The sequence below is a fragment of the Amycolatopsis decaplanina DSM 44594 genome (assembly GCF_000342005.1).
Lineage (GTDB): Bacteria > Actinomycetota > Actinomycetes > Mycobacteriales > Pseudonocardiaceae > Amycolatopsis > Amycolatopsis decaplanina.
Map to the genome: position 1 here is coordinate 378,602 of NZ_AOHO01000068.1, position 16,048 is coordinate 394,649.

Below are 16,048 nucleotides of genomic sequence, written 5' to 3' on the forward strand. Positions count from 1 at the left end.
ACGCCGCTCACCAGCCGAAACACCGGACAAAGCGGGCGAGTGGGTCAAGTGGCCGGTTCCGCCGGGAAGGTCACATCGAAGCCCAGCGCCCGCAGCATCTGCGTGAGCATCGCCTTGGTGTTGGCCTTGGCGCGTTCGAGCAGGCCGGATTGCTGCGCCGCCTCACCGATCCGTTTCTCCGCCGCGAGGTAGAACTGCCGCTGATCCTGCACGGACACCAGTGCGCCGAGCCGGTCGATCAGACCTCGCTCCTGGCCGAAGACGTAGCTGCGCTGGTTGTCCAGATTGGGTTTCGCCAGCTTCGGTTCGGGCAGCCGGACCTCAACCGATCGGCGGTCTTCGGAGACGGTGAGCGAATTCTCCAGCAGCGGGCCGAAATCGACGTACGCGTCGACAGAACCCGCCGCGACGAACAGGGTGCGTTCCCCGGCGATACTCGCGGGCACCCACTTGACATCCTTCTCGATGTCGACGACGACCTGGTAGTCGCCGACCGCCGTGTGATACTGACTCAGATCCCGGACCGCCTGGAGCACCGCGGGCTGCGAACGGTCCACAGTGGACGTCCCGAACGGATCCAGCTTCGGCAGCAGCCCGGTGATCTGCAGTGCCGCGGCGATGACAAGGAGCCCGACCAGCGCGAACACCCCGAGACGCACCCAGCGTTTCTTCACACCCACCACCGCCTCTCCAGCGCATCAAGTACCCGGCGAACGCGGCTTCGAAGCGCGCATGCCGGTTTCACCTGCGATCGGCGGAACCGGATCTCGCACTTGGAGTAGTTTGACCGCATGCAGAACGTCTTGCCCGCGCCGGAGAAGACCGGGCTGAACATCTCGGCGTTGCACTGGGCGGGTTTCCTCGGAATCGCCGTTCTGGTGCTGGTCACCTCCGGGATCGGCCTCCCTTCGGTGCTGGTGGTGGCCCTGGGCGTCGCCGGGATGGCCACCCTCGTGCTGTCCTGGCTGGGCATCGGACGGCTCGCCGCCGGACTGCCCGAGCGGCGGCTGTACTGGATCGCGGTCTCGTGGTGCGCGCCACTGCTGTTCGCGCGCCCGCTGTTCAGCGGCGACATCAACAGTTACCTGGCGCAAGGCCTGATCGCGGCCAAGGGATTCGACACCTATCTCGTGGGGCCGGCGGAAGCGCTCGGCGCCGATTCGCCGGTGACGATGGCGGTCAGCCACTACTGGCGGGACACGCCCGCGCCGTACGGTCCCGCGTTCGTCGCGCTGGCCCGCACGATCGCCCACGTTGCCGGGGACGCCTTCGTGCCGACCGTGCTGCTGCACCGGCTGCTGGGCCTGATCGGGATCGTGCTCATGGCGTGGGCACTCCCCCGGCTCGCCCGCCGCGTCGGGGTTTCACCGTCGATCGCGCTGTGGCTGGCCCTGCTCAACCCGCTCGTACTGTGGCACGTCGTGGCGGGCGTGCACAACGACGGGCTCATGGTCGGGCTGATGGTCGCCGGGCTGGAACTCGTCCTCATGGGCGCGGCGAAGACCGGCGCGGCCCGGCCGTCGCTGATCGCGGCGGGCGTGATCGCGGTGAGCGCGGCCGCGAACATCAAGATCGTGGCCGTCGCGGGTCTGCTGTTCGTCGGCGTCGATCTGTTCCGCCGGGCGACGCCCGCGGGCCGGGTGGCTGTCGCGCTCGGGCTGCCCGCCGGATTCGCCGCGGTCACCGTGGCGATCTCGCTCGGCAGCGGGCTCGGTTTCGGCTGGGTGCGCGTGCTGTCCGGGGTTTCCGGGCAGGTCCACAGCTGGATGGCGCCCACCAACGAACTCGGCTTCCTCGTCGGCGGGGTGGGCAAGATCTTCGGGGCGGACCTGACCGACGGCGCGATCAAGGTCTTCTCGATCGTCGGCGCGATCCTCGGCCTCGCCGTCGGCGCCAGGCTGTTGTGGCTCACGTACCGCGAGAAGCTGCACCCCCTCCATGGCGCTGGGCTGACCTTCGCCGCGATGCTGGTCCTCGGGCCGGTCGTGCAGCCCTGGTATCTCTTGTGGACGGTCGCGCTGCTGGCCGTGAGCCTGACGACCGGCCGAGGTCGCTGGATCCTCGCCGTCGTCAGCGCGGTGTTCGGCGTTCTGCTCCCGCCCGCGAACGGTGGCGCCGTGTCGTTGGCGCTGGGTTACCTGATCGCCGTCGTGCTCGTCGGCGGCACTTTGTTCGTGCTCAAGCGAAAAGGTCTCTTGCCGGAGATCAGGTTACGCAAGAGCCGGACGTAACGCCCCCATCGCGCGGGCGTCCGGACCGTGCCGGTGAGTTCACGTTCGGCGCGGTCCAGGCAATCCTCCAGCAGGGCGTCGTGCAACGGCCGCCACAGCAGCGGATAGGTCATCCAAGCGGGATGCCGGAGCCGGAGCACCATGAGGTGCGCGAGTTCGGTCTTCCCGGTTTCCGTCGCACGCAGGGTGAATTCGTGGAACCCGTCGAAGCCGCGCGGCGCGGTGAACCGGAACCGCACGGACCTTCCGGGTTCGTAAGACTCGACGCGGTACCGCACCGGTCCGTGCCCGCCGGCCGCTCCCACCCCGAGTGCCCGGTCGAACCGCATCGGCGGCCAGGCGCCGACGGGCCAGAGCCGGTCGCCGTCCGAGGACAATGTGTCGATCAACGCGCCGGCGCGTTCCTGTGCCACGTCGACGATCCGGTAGTGCCTGTTCCACACGCGCATCGCGCCTCCCAGTTCTAGAGACCTTCCCCTAAAACCATAGTAGAGGATAGTCTCTGAAAATGGGACGGCCACCGCGGCACACCGCCGACGACTTCCTCGACGCCGCCGTGCGGATCTTCGCCGCCGAAGGGGTCGCCGGGGTGACCATGTCGGCCGTCGCCCGTGAGGTCGGCGCGCCGAGTGGATCGATCTACCACCGCTTCCCCGGACGTCCGGCGCTGCTCGCCGCCGTCTGGCATCGCACCCTGACCCGTTTCCAGCAGGGTTACCTCGAAGCACTCGAAGGGGAACCGGTCACCGAAGCCGCCGTCGAAGCCGCCGCACAGGTCGTCCGCTGGTGCCGCGCCCATCCCGCCGAGGGGAAACTGCTCTACGGAGGCGAAAGCGCGCTCGGCGTCGACGACTGGAGCACCGAAGACCGCGCCCGCGTCGAAGAGGCCAACCACCGCCTCGACGCGGCGATCACCAAGGTCCTGCGGCGGCTGCGCCCGCTGACCGGACGGAGCACCGACGAACTGATGCTGGCCCTCGTGGACCTCCCCTACGCCGCGGTGAGAAGACATCTCGACCGCGGCGAGGCGCCGCCGCCGCGCACCATCGACCTGGTGGCCAGGACGACCCGCACACTGCTGGCGGGCTGAAGTCAGGTCCTGGCAGGGATCACGAGGGAGAACTCCCCTTCGTCGATCAGGTCGAGCAGCAGCCGGGCTGCCCGGCCGGGCGGGCGCTCGCCCCTGGTCGCGATGGTCAGCGGCCAGGCGAGGCCGGGTTCGTCGAGCGGGATCGTCCGGACTCCCGACAGCAGCCGGAGATCGGGCACGACGGCGACGCCGAGCCCCGCCGCCACGTAGGCGGGCACGGCGCGCAGGTCGGCGACCTCGACGATGACCCGCCGCGGTGCCCCGAGCGCCTCGAACGCCCGATCGAGCGCGACCCGGTTGCCGAAGCCGCGCGGATTGTCCACGAACGACTCGCCCGCGAGGTCCGCCAAGGTCAGCGACCGCCGGTCGCTCAGCCGGTGGCCGTCAGGCAGCACGACGACGAACGGCGCCGAACCGAGCAGTTTGGTGTCGAGCCCGGCGAGATCGGATTCGGGCAGGCCGAGCAGGGCGATGTCGAGCCTGCCCTGACGCAGGTCCTCGGCCAGTCCGGTCGACCCGGTGATCGACACCGAAACGTGCAGGTCGACCAGTGGGTACCGCCGATGGAACGCGCCGAGCAGATCGGGCAGATCGAGGTCCCCGACGCTGGTCAAGGTGCCGATGCGGAGACTGCCGCGCAGCCCGGCGGAGGCGTCGGCGACCACCTCGCGAGCCCTGTCGACAGCCTCCAGTGCGGCCTTGGCCTCGGGCAGGAACACCTTGCCCGCCGGGGAGAGCTCGACCCTTCGCGTCGAGCGGTCGAACAGCCTGACCCCCAGTTCGCCTTCGAGTGCCTGGATCGTCGCGGAGACGGTGGACTGCACCGCGTACAGACGTTGAGCGGCGCGGGTGAAACTGAGTTCCTCGGCGACGGCGACGAAGCATTCGAGCTGACGGGTCTCCACGGCGGTCGATTATCGCAGTTCCGGATAACTGTGACCAGCATTGTTCGTTGGACTTGGATGATCCGAAGATTCACAGTGGAGACATGCTGAACAGCGTCGCCCTCCCCCATCCCGCGCTCCGGCGGATCAGCCACGGCCGTGGTTTTTGGGTCATCGCGGCCGCCTACGCCGCGTCGCTGGCCTTCTCCACCGTCCCCACCCCGCTCTACGTGCTCTACCAGCAGCGTGACGGCTTCCCGACCTACGTCGTGACCATCGTCTTCGCCGCCTACGCGGTCGGCGTGATGGGCAGCCTGTACCTCGCCGGCCATGTCAGCGACTGGCTGGGACGACGGCGGGTGATCCTCGCCGCGACCTTGACCCAGGCGCTTTCCGCGACGCTTTTCCTGGCTTGGCCGGACGTCCCTGGGCTGATCCTGGCCAGGCTCGTCGGCGGCGCGGGGATCGGCGCGCTGACCGCGACCGCCACCGCGCACCTGTCCGAACTGCGCGCCGTCGCCCGCCCGCGCGAGGACCACGGCCGCGCGGGGCTGATCGCGACCGTGGTCAACATGGGCGGACTGTCGCTCGGGCCGTTGTTCGGCGGGGTGTTCGCGAGCTACTCGGCCGAGCCGCTCACGACGCCGTTCGTGTTCTTCCTGGTTCTGCTGCTCGCCGCGGCCATCGCCGTCGCGCTCGTACCGGAGACGGTGGAACGTGCCGAAGAGCGTCCCGCGTACCGGCCGCAGCGTGTCTCACTGCCGTCGGGCGCGCGGCCCGCCTTCTTCGGCGCGGCGATCGGCGCCTTCGCGGCCTTCGCGATCACGGGGCTGTTCATGGCGCTGACGCCGACGTTGCTGGCGCAGGGCATGCACGAGAGTTCGCGGATGCTCGCCGGTCTCGCGTCGTTCTCCGTGTTCGTCGCGGCGGCCGTGGCGCAGGTGGTCTTCGCCGGTTTGGCCAGGAAAACGCAGCTGCGACTCGGCCTCGGGCTGATGGTGACCGGACTGGTGGCGTTGCCGGTCGCGGTGACGACGTCCCATTTGTGGCTGTTCCTCGCGGGCGGGATCGTGGCGGGCGCCGGCGTCGGACTGGGCTTCCGCGCGTCGGTGGCCACCGTCGCCGCCCTCGCCGAACCGCCGGCGCGCGGCGAAGTCCTCGCGGCCCTGTTCCTGGCCGCCTACGCCGGGCTGGTCCTGCCCATCCTCCTCGTCGGGATCGCGCTGATCTGGCTGCCGAGCGCATGGGCGCTGATCGGGTTTTCGGTGCTGGAACTGGGTTTGCTCGCCTGGTCGGCGCCCAAGGTGCTCACCTGACCGTCCACAGTGGCGCGCCCGCGTGGTGACCCTCGTCAAACCCGAGGGTGCTCCACGCGGGCAATGTGCCATCCTGGTCGTGGAACCTCGTGATCGAGGTCCCCGGACGAGTGGGTGCCGTACCCGGCCAGCGACAAGACGGCGCTCTGGGAGCGCGTCATGTCGTGGCTTGTCCTGATCGTTTCGGGTGTGCTGGAAGCCGTGTGGGCCACCGCCCTCGGCAAATCCGAAGGGTTGTCCCGGCCGGTGCCGTCGGTGCTCTTCGGCGTGACGCTGGTGGCCAGCATGGTGGGTCTCGCTTACGCGATGAAGGATCTCCCGGTCGGCACCGCCTACGCGGTCTGGGTCGGGATCGGGGCTTCGCTCACCGTCGCCTACGGCATGTGGTCGGGCGCGGAAACCGTTTCGGTGGCCAGGATTCTGCTGATCGTGGGGATCGTGGCCTGCGTGGTGGGACTGAAGGTCCTGCACTGAGGAGCCTCGTGAGTGGTAAGGACGGTTAGAACCGTCCTTACCACTCACGACAACCCCGGCAAAGAGGGACCGCCCCCGGCGCACGGACGACGTCGGGGGCGGTCGGGCCCGGGCGCACCCCTGCGTGTGGCCCGGACGGCTAGGCGGTCAGGCGCGCGCCCAGAGCGCTGGGACGTTGGGCGGCTCCCAACCTGGCTGAGCGGTGTGACCCTGCAGAGCCCGGTACGTGACACTGTCGTAGGTCACCGTCGCTCCGACTGCGTAGGTGGTGCCGACGGCCCAGGTTCCACCGGGCGGGTTGTTCGACGTCGTGGTGGTCGGCGTCGTGCTGGACGGCGGGTTCGAACCCGAGGTCACCAGGCGCAGGCTGTAGACGCTCAGGATCTCCGAGATCGGCTGGAAGTAGAACGTGCCGCCCGAGCTGCAGTTGCCGGAACCACCGGAGGTGACGCCCTGCGCCTGGTCGCCCGCGAGCCATGAACCACCGGAGTCACCCGGCTCGGCGCAGGCGTTGGTCCGGGTGAGGCCGGAAACGGTGCCCTGCGGGTAATTCACCGACGCGTTCTTCTCCTGGATGGTGCCGCAGTGCCAGCCCGTCGTGGAACCGGAACGGCAGACCGACGCGCCGATCGCGGCCTCCTGCGAACCCGCCACCGGCACGGTGCCCGGGTAGCGGTTCACCAGCCCGCGCGGGGTGTTGCCCGCGTCCACGCGGACCCACGCGTAGTCGTTGCCGGGGAAGCTGGAGCCCGCGACGGTCCCGCTCGGGTTCGATGTCCGCGTCCCGGTGGTGCCGCAGTGCCCCGCGGTCACGAAGCCGCCCTCGACCGAGAAGCCGATCGAACACCGGCCCGAACCGAAGGTGTAGGCGTTGCCGCCGATGACGTCGATCAGCGGAACCGGGCTTTCGGTGCTGGTCTCGACCCGCACCACGTCGGCGCGGACGCCGGACGCCGTCGCCCACGACTTGGCGGCGGCTTCACCACCGGCGTTGGCGAGCACGACGATCGAGTTGGTGGTGGTGTCGACGTACCAGCCGGGCACGGTCTTCGGCGCGCTGGTTCCCTTGGCGTCCAACGACAACTTCGCCGCGTCGAGCTGAGCGGCGCTCCGCGCGACCGTCTTCGGGGTCGCGCCCGCCGCACGGACGACGCCCTCCAGCGCCGCGTCGGTGACGGCGACGGTCAGCGTGGTCCCGGCCGCGTCCAGCCACGATCCGGCGTAGGACGGGCCGAGCCGGGTCTTGAGATCGCTGTCGGCGCGGGCCGCCTTCTGCTCGGCGGCGAGGCGTGTCCTTGCCTGATCCGGGCTGATCTTCAAGTCGCGCGCCAAGGCGGCGACGATCTCCGACTGGACCTGGTCGGCCGCCGAGGCGGTCTGGCCGGCGCTGGCGCTCGGCGTCAGCGCGACGGCCGTGACCAGACCCGCGCCGGTCAGGGCCGCCGCGGCGGCCGCTACGATCTTTCGGTTCATTTCAGGCGTTTCCTCACCGCGTTCCGGAAGAAGATCTCGTCCCAGACCGTACGAGGCACCTGCTACAAATGGTACATACCATTTAGGTCATATCCACCCAGTGGACTGGACCTTTTGACGGCTTCCGCGCAGGTCAGCCCACACCCGCGTCGGTGTAGTCCACGCCATAACCCGGATTCAGCTCCAGGTACTTGGAGTATGCGGGCCGTCTGTCGATCAGTTCGCCGTACACCGCGCGGGACAGCGCGATCATCTCCGCGGCGAAGGGCCCCATCTCCCCTCGCTCCGACCAGCCGACCAGATTCCGCCAGCTCAGCGGATTCCCCGCGATCGGGACCGCGACGATACCCGGGATCTCGTGGAACAACGGCTGGCACAGCACCACCGCGTGTCCCGATTCGACCATCTCGATACAGGTCAGCACATCGGTTTCGTACAGCGAACGCGGCGTGAATCCCGACCGGGCGCACGCGGACGCGAAACAGTCGCCGAAACATCCGTCGCCCGGCGTCGCGCACCACCGTTCGTCCGCGAGCGCGGCGAGTTCCACCTCGTTCTGCTGCGCGCGCTCGTCCCGCGCCGACATCAGCACGAACACCGGATGATGCGCGAGCGTCCGCCAGCGGAGACCGGACTCCGGCGGCGGGGCGGCGTCACCGCAGACACCGACGAAGGCGAAGTCCAGCGTGCCCTCGGCGGTCATGTCCGCGAGTTTGTTGGCCGACCACGACGTATGCGTGGCGACATGGATGTCGGGATGGGTGGTGCCGAGGCGTTGCAGGAGCGCCCCCAGCATCGGCCCCGTCGCCGAGCCGAGCCGCAGGGTCACCGGCTCACCGGTGCCGGCGTGCTGGGCGAGGCGCGCCGCCTCGTCGTGCAGCGACGACACGGCGGGGAGCACCATCTTGGCCCTGTCGAGGACGAGGAGGCCGAGCGCGGTCGGCCGGGTCCCCGTGTGATCGCGCAGGAAGAGCTTCCCGCCGAGTGTCCGTTCGATGCGCTTGAGTTGTGCTGTCAGTGCAGGCTGCGCCATCCCGAGCGTGTTCGCCGCCTTGGTGATACTCCCGAGTTCGGCGATCGCGCACATGATGCGCAGGTGGCGCAGTTCCAGCTCCATCCCTCTACGTTAGTAGACATAACTGGACTGGACCAGACAAACGGTTGAGCCAAATGGCTTCGTATCCCTTGATTCGCGGAATGCCATCGATGTCAGCAATCCCGGACACGCCGGGCGTGCGGCCGATACTGTCTCCACGGAATCGACGACGAGGGGGTTCAGTGGCGGACGAGCGTGGACGGATCCGGCGATCGCTGGCGCGCGTGATCACCGACGACAACCTGGATCTGTACGTACTGGGCGCCGTCGCACTGGCGTTCACGGTCCTGGGAGCGACCGGGATCTCGGACGTCAAAACGCTTTCGTCCGTGGTGACGGCGCTGCTGGCCCTGCTCGCCTTCTCCCAGATCCGCTCGCGACGGCTCACCGAACAGGTCCGCGACGCCAACCGCGGCGGCCCCGCGGCGTTCTTCGAACCGGAATTCCCCGCGGATCTCATCTCCCGGCGTGCGGCGGCCTTCGACATCCTGCTCATCGGCCATTCGATGACCAGGACCGTGCAGGGCATGCGCAGTGACATCCGGTCGATCCTCGAAGCGGGCGGACGGATCCGGGTACTCGTGCTGGATCCGACCGACGAAGCGATCGTAGAAGTCGCCGATCGCCGGATCTCGCAAAGTCACGGACAGGGCCGGATGCGGCTGCGGATCCTGGCGACCCTGGACGAACTGACGTCACTGCGGGGCAGGACCGGCGGCAGACTGGAGATCCGGGTGTCGTCGCGGATCCCGTCCGCGGGCTTCAACTGTCTCGACGTCTCCAGCAAACGGGGCCTGATCTGCGTGCAACACTACGAATACCGGCCGGCCGGTGAAGCGGCGCCGGTGTTCACAGTGGAACCGAAGGACGCTCCCTGGTACCGCTACTTCGCCGATGAGGCGGAACGGCTGTGGGAGGACGGCACGCCTTGGCCGCTGTCACCCTCGGACCAGGTCGCGCGGGCCGTGGACGACGTGGAGACCGCGGGCAACTGATCGCGGCCGGTCACGCGGGCAAGTGCCTTCGGTGCTTCCACGCCAGGTGCATTGCGGCTGCGGCACAACGCACGAGCGGACAGGTCTCGCTCGGCATGGAAACCGCTACCGCGCCTGATGGGCCCAGTCACGGGACAGCGGCTCACGCGGGCGGTCATTGGTGCCGCACCTTCAGCCGACCCGCCCCGCTCACGTCCGCTTCGACTTGCGGTTCAGGAACGCCGAAGCCCCGACACCGTGCGCGGCGACGCTCGCCAGCACGGTCACCGCCATGACGCTCAGCGCGACGTCCGCCGCCTCCCCGTCGAGTGAGTTGAAGGCCAGCAGGCCGAACACGATCGAAGCCGCGCCGCGCGGGGCCAGCAGGCCGATGGTCATCCGGTCCCGCCAGCGGAAATCCGTCCGCAGCAAGGTGAGCAGCACCGGGATCAGCCGGGCGACGGTCAGCGCGACGAGGCTGACGATCACCACGCCCCACGTGAGACCGAAGGACAGCACCAGCACCGCGGTGCTGCCGAAGACGAACCACATCAGCAGCCCGCACAGCGAACTGACGTCCTCGGCGAGTCCGAGTTCCTCTTCGCCGGGGTGCCGGGCGGTCTTGTAGGCGATCCCGCAGATGAACGCGGCGACGAAGCCGTTGCCGCCGATCGCGACGGCGGCGGTGTAGGTCAGCAGCGGCAAGGCGACGGCCGCGACCCGCGCGGAATGCCTGGTCGACCAGCCGTGCCTGCCCGTCACGTTCATCGCCACCGCGGCCACCACGCCGATGACGGAACCCGCCAGCACGGCCAGCGACGCCGCCGGGATCGCGGCCTGCAACGCCTCACCCGGCGTGTTCGCCTGGTTGTGGCTCCCCGCGAGGGTGAGCGCGAAGATGAAGACCGGCGCGACCACGCCGTCGTTGTAACCGCTCTCGACGTTCAGAAGATGCCGCACGCGTTCGGGCACGCGGACGTCGTGCACCACTGAGGTCGCCGGCGCGAAGTCCGTCGGGGCGATGATGCAGGCGATCAGCAGGACCGCCGCCCAGCCGAGGCCCGGCAGCGTCAGCAGGCCGACGCCCATCACGATCAGGATCGTCAGCGGCAGCGCGATCAGCAGCAGTCGCACGGCCGTTTTCGCGTCATGACCGAGATAACCGCCTTTGACCGCGGTGGCGTCCACGAACAGCAGCAGCGCGAGGATCAGTTCCGCCGCGTTGAGCGCGATCTCGGTGTTGAGCCCGTTGCCGAGATCGTTGCGGGTGCTGAACCCGATCGCCAGTCCCGCCGCGACCATCGCCATCGGCGCGGTGATCTGCCACCGCTCCAGCCGTGCCGCGGTCATCGTCCAAGCCAGCACGACGACCGCGCCGACGAGCACGCTCTGGATCATCTATCCCGCCCCTCGTTCCCGGTGGACTCCCCTGCCACCGGGAACGAGCATAGAGGCCGGGCGGAGCGCGACGGTCCACAAAGGAACGCCGATCACACCACCGCGCCGTTGTCGTCCCACCGCCGTGCCGGTGTCGCCTTCTTGACGGGACGCCCGGCACCGGGCCGGCGCTTGTCGAGCAGGATCGCGACGGGCCCCGCGGTGGCCACTGTGGACACCGTGCCCGCGACGAGACCGAGCAGGAGCGCGAGGGCGAAGTCCGCCAGCGATCCGTCCCCGAGGAACAGCAGCGCACCGAGGACGAACAGCACCCCGATCCCGGTGTTGATCGTCCGTGGCAACGTCTGCAGCACCGCCGTGCCGACGACACGGGAGAACGGCTCCTTGCGACGTTGCCCCCGCACCTCCCGCACCCGGTCGAAGACCACCACCGAGTCGTTGACCGAGTATCCGATCACCGTCAGCAGCGCGGCGAGGAAGACGCCGTCCATGGATTTGCCCAGCCAGGCGAAGATCCCGAGGATGATCAGGACATCCTGCGCGAGCGCGGCCACCGTGGCCAGGCCGAGCCGCCAGTCGAACCGCACCGCCAGGTAGATCAGCTGCGCCAGCACCGCGAGACCGAGCGCGATCACCGCCTTGGTGCGCAGTTCGGCGCCGAGGCTCGGGCCGATCTGCTCGTCGCGGATCTCGGTGGCGTCGCCCGCGACCCCGGCGACGGCGGTCCGGATCCGTTCGGTGGCGTCTTCGTCGATCGGCTCGGTCCGGACCGAGATGTCCTTCTCCCCGGACATCTGCACGACGGCGCGGGGGAATCCGGCGTCGGAGACCGCGTCCCGGACCCGCTCGACGTCGGCGGGCGCCGAGGTGCCGTATTCGATGACCCTGCCGCCGGTGAACTCGACGCCGAGGTTCGGGCCGGCCACGAACAGTCCCGCGATCGCGGCGATCACGACCGCGCCCGCCACCATCAGCCAGCGCTCGGGTTTCCCGAGGAACCCGGGGTCGCGGCGGTTCACCCACCGGCGGACCCGCCCCTCGTGGGTGAGCCCGGACAGCCGCGGTTTGCGCGCGACCACACCCCGCATCGTGAGGTGCAGCAGCAAGCGCGTGAGCACGAGCGAGATGAACAACGCGACGACGACGCCGATGGACAGCGTCACCCCGAATCCGCGCACCGGGCCGGACGCCAGCCAGAACAGCAGGCCCGCTGCGAGCAGAGTGGTCACGTTCGAATCGACGATCGCCGACAACGCCCCGCTGAACCCGCGGCTGACCGACCGCGGCAGCGAACCGCCCCGTTTGACCGAGTGTTCCTCTCTCGCCCTTTCGAAGACGAGCACGGTGGCGTCGACGGCCATGCCGATCGCCAGGACGAACCCGGCGAGACCCGGCAAGGTCAGCGTCGCGCCGACGGCGAGCAGCGCGGCATAGGACACGGCGGCGTATGCCACCAGCGCGCCCACGGCGATCAGCCCGGCCAAGCGATATACCGCGAGCAGGAACAGCGCGGTCAGCGCGAGGCCGATCACGGCGGCACGGGCGCTGGCGTCGATGGCGGCGGCGCCGAGGGTGGGGCCGACGGTGCGCTGCTCGATGATCTCGACCGGCGTCGGCAGCGCGCCGGCGTTGATCAGCAACGCCAGATCCTTGGCTTCGGCGGGCGAGAACCGCCCGGTGATCTGCGTGCTCCCGCCGACGATCCCGACCCCGCAGGCGACCTGCGGGCTCACTTGAGGTGACGAGATCACCTTGTCATCGAGCGCGATCGCCACCCGGCGGGCCGGATCACCGGGCGGCGAACAGGCGGCCTGCCCGGTCAGCCGCTCCCAAGCACCACCGGAATCCCCCTTGAAGTCAACGGAAACCAGCCAGCCGCCGCCCTGCGAATCGATCGACGAGAGTGCCTCGTCGACGCCTTCGCCGGTCAGCGCGGCGGGTCCGAGTGTGATCGGCTGCCCGCTCTCGTCGTCGAGGACGCGGGAGTCACCGGGGGCGGCGCCGGCGGTGAGCACGGGATGGAAGGACAGTTGCGCGGTGCGGCCGATCACCTCGACGGCCTCGCGTGGATCCCGGACGCCGGGCAGTTCGACGATGATCCGGTCGTCCCCGGAGCGGGCCAGCATCGGCTCGGCGACGCCCAAGGCGTCGACCCGGCGGCGCAGCACCTCGAGCGTCCGGTCGGTGGTCTCCGCGTCGGCGGTGACGGTGGGCGAATCCTTGGTCTCCAGCACGATCTGCGTGCCACCACGCAGATCGAGCCCCAGGCGCGGGGCGGTGGTCAGCAACAGGTACACGGTCGCGGCGAGGACGACCAGCGAGACGACGACTCGCCCGGTCATTCCTCGCCGCGCGGTTTCGCGCGGCACGAAGTCTTCTCCTCGATGAGTTCCCGGTTCGGGCACGCGGAACACGCGCCCGTGAGCTTCAGACGGCTACCGGGAAAGGAGGAGCGCGGTCCCCCAGCGCGAGGCGGTTCGCCGAGCGCGAGGGCGGAGTGACGTCGTCGTGGAGTTCGCTGAGGCGGAGCAGGGTCGTCGACGCGGGCCCGTGCGGGACGGTCCCGAAGAGAGGCAGGTCACCATGACCGTGCACACCCAGGAGCGCGGGTTCGGCGGCGAGCCTGCCCGCGGCGCGCACCGGCGCGACGGCCTTGGAGACCGAGGAGTCGACCGTCGCGTTCGCCCCGCGCGGCTCGCCCGCCGAAGCGGAACCGCCCGAGTGGAGCGCGAAGAACAGGCCGAGCGCGGTCAGCACGGCGGCGAGCAGCACCGGCACGGCCCGCCTGGCCGTCCGGTACCTCCGGCTCTCCGGACTCTGCGCTGTCATCGACACACTCCCGGTCCTCGCCGACACCCTACTGGGATCCGGCCTGCCGCCACAGGCGCGTGATCCCGGCGCGGACGCGGTCCTCCCCCAGTTCCGGCAGCAACGCGGTCAGATGCTCGGCCGCCAGCGGGGCCAGCAGGGCATGCGCGGCGTGCTCGGGGTCGGGTGTCCCGTCGAGCAGGATCGCGACGTGCCGGTGCCAGAACCGGTAGGCCCCGATGCGGTAGCGCGCACCCGGTGCGGCGGTCTCCGACATCCGCACCAGCGGCAGGTATTCGAGCACGTAGCCGACGTACGCGTCGGCGAAGGCCACGAGCCGTTCGACCGGCGGAGCGCCGGGCCCCAGCGGGGGCGGGCCGTGCAGGATCCCTTCCTGGAGCAGGCGTTCCCGCGCGTCCAGCAACGCGACGGCCAGCCCCGCCTTGTCGCCGAAGCGGCGGAAAAGCGTGCCTTTGCCCACCCCCGCGGCCGCCGCCACCTGATCCATCGACACCGCTTCGACGCCGTGCTCGGCGAACAGTGACGCCGCCGCGTCCAGGATCGCGGCCCGGTTGCGGGCGGCGTCGGCGCGCTCCTTGGGCGGCGGCGTGCGCAGGAGTTCCAACGGCGTTGCGAAAGCGGACTGCGGTCCGTTATGGTCGTGAGGCACATGCGGACTATAGTCCGATTAACTGGAGGTAGCGACATGACCGCACTCATCACCCGTGACGAGCTGAAGGCCGCGATCGACGCGAAGACCGTGACGGTGGTCGACGCACTGGGTGGCGAGTACTACGCCGAGCAGCATCTGCCCGGCGCCGTTCCCCTGGTCCTCGCCGACGTCGACGCACACGCCGCGACCGTGCTGCCCGATCGCGGCGCCGCCATCGTCACCTACTGCTCGAACCCCGCTTGCCCCAACAGCGGACAGGTCGCCGACCGGCTCACCGCCCTCGGCTACACCGACGTCCGCAAGTACCGGGAGGGCATCGAGGACTGGGCCGGCGCGGGCCTGCCCCTCGAACAGGGCTGAGCCTCAGTCCCGCGGCGGGACGCGCTGCCGCAGGATCGGGATCCCGTCGCCGTCGAGCTCGGCGAGGTAGGCCGCCCGTCCGGTCATGGCCATGATCAGTGCCAGGGTCGTTCCCGAGACGAGCGGCCCGGACCCGGCGGCGAAGGGGCCATCGGTGGCTTGCAACCGCAGCCCATCGACGCGTCCCTTCGCCGTCACCACCATGTCCGAGCCCCGGTAGTACCCGGCCAGCGCGGTGAGGACGGTGATCGGGTAGTCGCGGTGGATGCCGAGCGGACGGCGGATGTCCTCGGCGTGCACGATCGCTTCACCGAGCATCGCCATCTTCGGCAGGGGCGGTTTCGTCGTACTGGTGACGACGCGGCCGAACCGCTCCAGCGTCTCGGAGCCGCTGTCCCCCAGCTGCTCGGCCAGCCGCATGGCGACCTGCTTGTCGAAGTCCCACCGGCAGCGGATCACGCCGGCCATCCACCGCGGCGGGGTGAGGCTCGCCCCCGCGGTGAGATGCGCGAGCACCTCGCGCACCGTCAACCCGGCGCACAGCGACGGCGTCTCCCACCGCTCCTCGGTGAGCTCCGCGAGGTCGTTCGCCAGCGCCGCCCGCTCGGTGTGGATCAGCGGCCAGACCTCGGTCTTCACTCCTGAATCCGTCATCCGGAGTCCCTCCAATCGTCGTTGTCCGGAGGTGAGACTCCCGTCGCGGCCAGGAATCATCGGTCTTCGCTACGTTGGGGGCGAATTCCTCCGTGGACGAGAAATGGGGACCGATGATCCAGCGCTGGAATCCGGAAACCGTGGCGGCGCCGATCGGCCCGTACAGCCATCTGGTCCGCGTTCCCGCCGATCACGATCTCGTCGTCGTATCCGGCCAGATCGGCGTACTGCCTGACGGCGAACTCGCCGGACCGGACGCCGAGTCCCAGACCCGCGCGTTGCTCGCCAACCTCGAACGGCTCCTCGAAGCCGCGGGAGCCGGGCCGGAACACCTGGTCAAGGTGTTCAGCATGCTCTCCGGCACCGAGCACCTCGGCGGTTCCGCACGGCGATGCGCGAGACCTTCACCCGCTGGTACCCGGAAGCGGACTGGCCCGCCCAGTCCCTGATCGTGGTCGCGGCACTTGCGCGGCCGGAACTGGTCGTCGAGGTCGAAGCGCTGATCGCGGTGCCGCGCGCCGTTTAGGACGGTGGCTCGGTCCGGGCGGGTCGTGATCAAGGCCGGAACTCGCGTGATCGAAGCCGGAACTCACGTGCTCAGCGGCGGAACACCCGAG

16 protein-coding genes, 1 pseudogene and 1 riboswitch are annotated in these 16,048 nt (G+C 69.7%); of the genes and pseudogenes, 7 read left to right on the forward strand and 10 right to left on the reverse strand.

The annotated features are described in order from the left end of the window. Positions 1-44: 44 nt before the first annotated feature. The gene (locus H074_RS26990; RefSeq protein WP_007033248.1) at positions 45-680 is read right to left on the reverse strand and encodes a DUF4230 domain-containing protein; all 636 of its coding nucleotides are present in this window, start codon (positions 678-680) and stop codon (positions 45-47) included. A gap of 111 nt (positions 681-791) precedes the next feature. On the opposite strand from H074_RS26990, the gene mptB reads away from it, so the two are divergent. Beyond that, positions 792-2,231, forward strand: a complete 1,440-nt coding sequence (mptB, locus tag H074_RS26995) for a polyprenol phosphomannose-dependent alpha 1,6 mannosyltransferase MptB (protein ID WP_007033249.1) — start codon at positions 792-794, stop codon at positions 2,229-2,231. On the opposite strand, the gene H074_RS40790 is transcribed toward mptB, so the two are convergent. Beyond that, the gene (locus H074_RS40790; RefSeq protein ID WP_161630700.1) at positions 2,135-2,680 is read right to left on the reverse strand and encodes an SRPBCC family protein; all 546 of its coding nucleotides are present in this window, start codon (positions 2,678-2,680) and stop codon (positions 2,135-2,137) included. The genes mptB and H074_RS40790 overlap by 97 nt on opposite strands. Positions 2,681-2,739: 59 nt before the next feature. On the opposite strand from H074_RS40790, the gene H074_RS27005 reads away from it, so the two are divergent. After that, positions 2,740-3,321 carry a TetR/AcrR family transcriptional regulator gene (locus H074_RS27005; protein WP_007033251.1) on the forward strand — a complete coding sequence of 194 codons (582 nt, stop codon included), beginning with the start codon at positions 2,740-2,742 and terminating at the stop codon, positions 3,319-3,321. Positions 3,322-3,323: 2 nt separating this feature from the next. Here the strand turns inward: H074_RS27005 and H074_RS27010 are convergent, their stop codons facing one another. Then, entirely contained in the window at positions 3,324-4,226 is a 903-nt protein-coding gene (locus H074_RS27010) for a LysR family transcriptional regulator (RefSeq protein ID WP_007033252.1), read from the reverse strand. Between the two features lie 83 nt (positions 4,227-4,309). Here H074_RS27010 and H074_RS27015 point away from each other — a divergent pair, with 83 nt between their 5' ends. Continuing rightward, the gene (locus H074_RS27015) at positions 4,310-5,521 is read left to right on the forward strand and encodes an MFS transporter (RefSeq protein ID WP_007033253.1); all 1,212 of its coding nucleotides are present in this window, start codon (positions 4,310-4,312) and stop codon (positions 5,519-5,521) included. A 79-nt stretch (positions 5,522-5,600) separates the two neighbouring features. After that, a riboswitch (guanidine-III (ykkC-III) riboswitch) is annotated at positions 5,601-5,669 on the forward strand. 11 nt (positions 5,670-5,680) lie between these two features. Continuing rightward, positions 5,681-5,995, forward strand: a complete 315-nt coding sequence (locus H074_RS27020) for a DMT family transporter (protein ID WP_007033254.1) — start codon at positions 5,681-5,683, stop codon at positions 5,993-5,995. Positions 5,996-6,142: 147 nt separating this feature from the next. On the opposite strand, the gene H074_RS27025 is transcribed toward H074_RS27020, so the two are convergent. Beyond that, positions 6,143-7,468: an alpha-lytic protease prodomain-containing protein gene (locus H074_RS27025; RefSeq protein ID WP_007033255.1), complete on the reverse strand. Its 1,326-nt coding sequence runs from the start codon at positions 7,466-7,468 to the stop codon at positions 6,143-6,145. A gap of 133 nt (positions 7,469-7,601) precedes the next feature. After that, entirely contained in the window at positions 7,602-8,585 is a 984-nt protein-coding gene (locus tag H074_RS27030) for a LysR family transcriptional regulator (RefSeq protein WP_007033256.1), read from the reverse strand. Positions 8,586-8,746: 161 nt separating this feature from the next. On the opposite strand from H074_RS27030, the gene H074_RS27035 reads away from it, so the two are divergent. Beyond that, the gene (locus H074_RS27035) at positions 8,747-9,559 is read left to right on the forward strand and encodes a hypothetical protein (protein WP_007033257.1); all 813 of its coding nucleotides are present in this window, start codon (positions 8,747-8,749) and stop codon (positions 9,557-9,559) included. 189 nt (positions 9,560-9,748) lie between these two features. On the opposite strand, the gene H074_RS27040 is transcribed toward H074_RS27035, so the two are convergent. From H074_RS27040 to H074_RS27055, 4 genes are all read right to left on the reverse strand, one after another. Further along, complete coding sequence (locus H074_RS27040; protein WP_007033258.1) at positions 9,749-10,936, reverse strand: cation:proton antiporter; 1,188 nt, start codon at positions 10,934-10,936, stop codon at positions 9,749-9,751. A gap of 92 nt (positions 10,937-11,028) precedes the next feature. Next, positions 11,029-13,305 carry a protein translocase subunit SecD gene (secD, locus tag H074_RS27045; RefSeq protein WP_007033259.1) on the reverse strand — a complete coding sequence of 759 codons (2,277 nt, stop codon included), beginning with the start codon at positions 13,303-13,305 and terminating at the stop codon, positions 11,029-11,031. A 58-nt stretch (positions 13,306-13,363) separates the two neighbouring features. Next, positions 13,364-13,765 carry a hypothetical protein gene (locus H074_RS27050; protein WP_152521509.1) on the reverse strand — a complete coding sequence of 134 codons (402 nt, stop codon included), beginning with the start codon at positions 13,763-13,765 and terminating at the stop codon, positions 13,364-13,366. 28 nt (positions 13,766-13,793) lie between these two features. Then, complete coding sequence (locus tag H074_RS27055; RefSeq protein ID WP_007033261.1) at positions 13,794-14,369, reverse strand: TetR/AcrR family transcriptional regulator; 576 nt, start codon at positions 14,367-14,369, stop codon at positions 13,794-13,796. Positions 14,370-14,450: 81 nt separating this feature from the next. Here H074_RS27055 and H074_RS27060 point away from each other — a divergent pair, with 81 nt between their 5' ends. Further along, positions 14,451-14,777 carry a rhodanese-like domain-containing protein gene (locus H074_RS27060; RefSeq protein WP_007033262.1) on the forward strand — a complete coding sequence of 109 codons (327 nt, stop codon included), beginning with the start codon at positions 14,451-14,453 and terminating at the stop codon, positions 14,775-14,777. 3 nt (positions 14,778-14,780) lie between these two features. Here the strand turns inward: H074_RS27060 and H074_RS27065 are convergent, their stop codons facing one another. After that, positions 14,781-15,431 (reverse strand): maleylpyruvate isomerase family mycothiol-dependent enzyme, encoded by a 651-nt coding sequence (locus H074_RS27065; protein WP_039923461.1) that lies wholly within the window; start codon positions 15,429-15,431, stop codon positions 14,781-14,783. Between the two features lie 113 nt (positions 15,432-15,544). Here H074_RS27065 and H074_RS27070 point away from each other — a divergent pair. After that, positions 15,545-15,957: pseudogene (locus H074_RS27070) on the forward strand (RidA family protein). Positions 15,958-16,048: the final 91 nt, after the last annotated feature.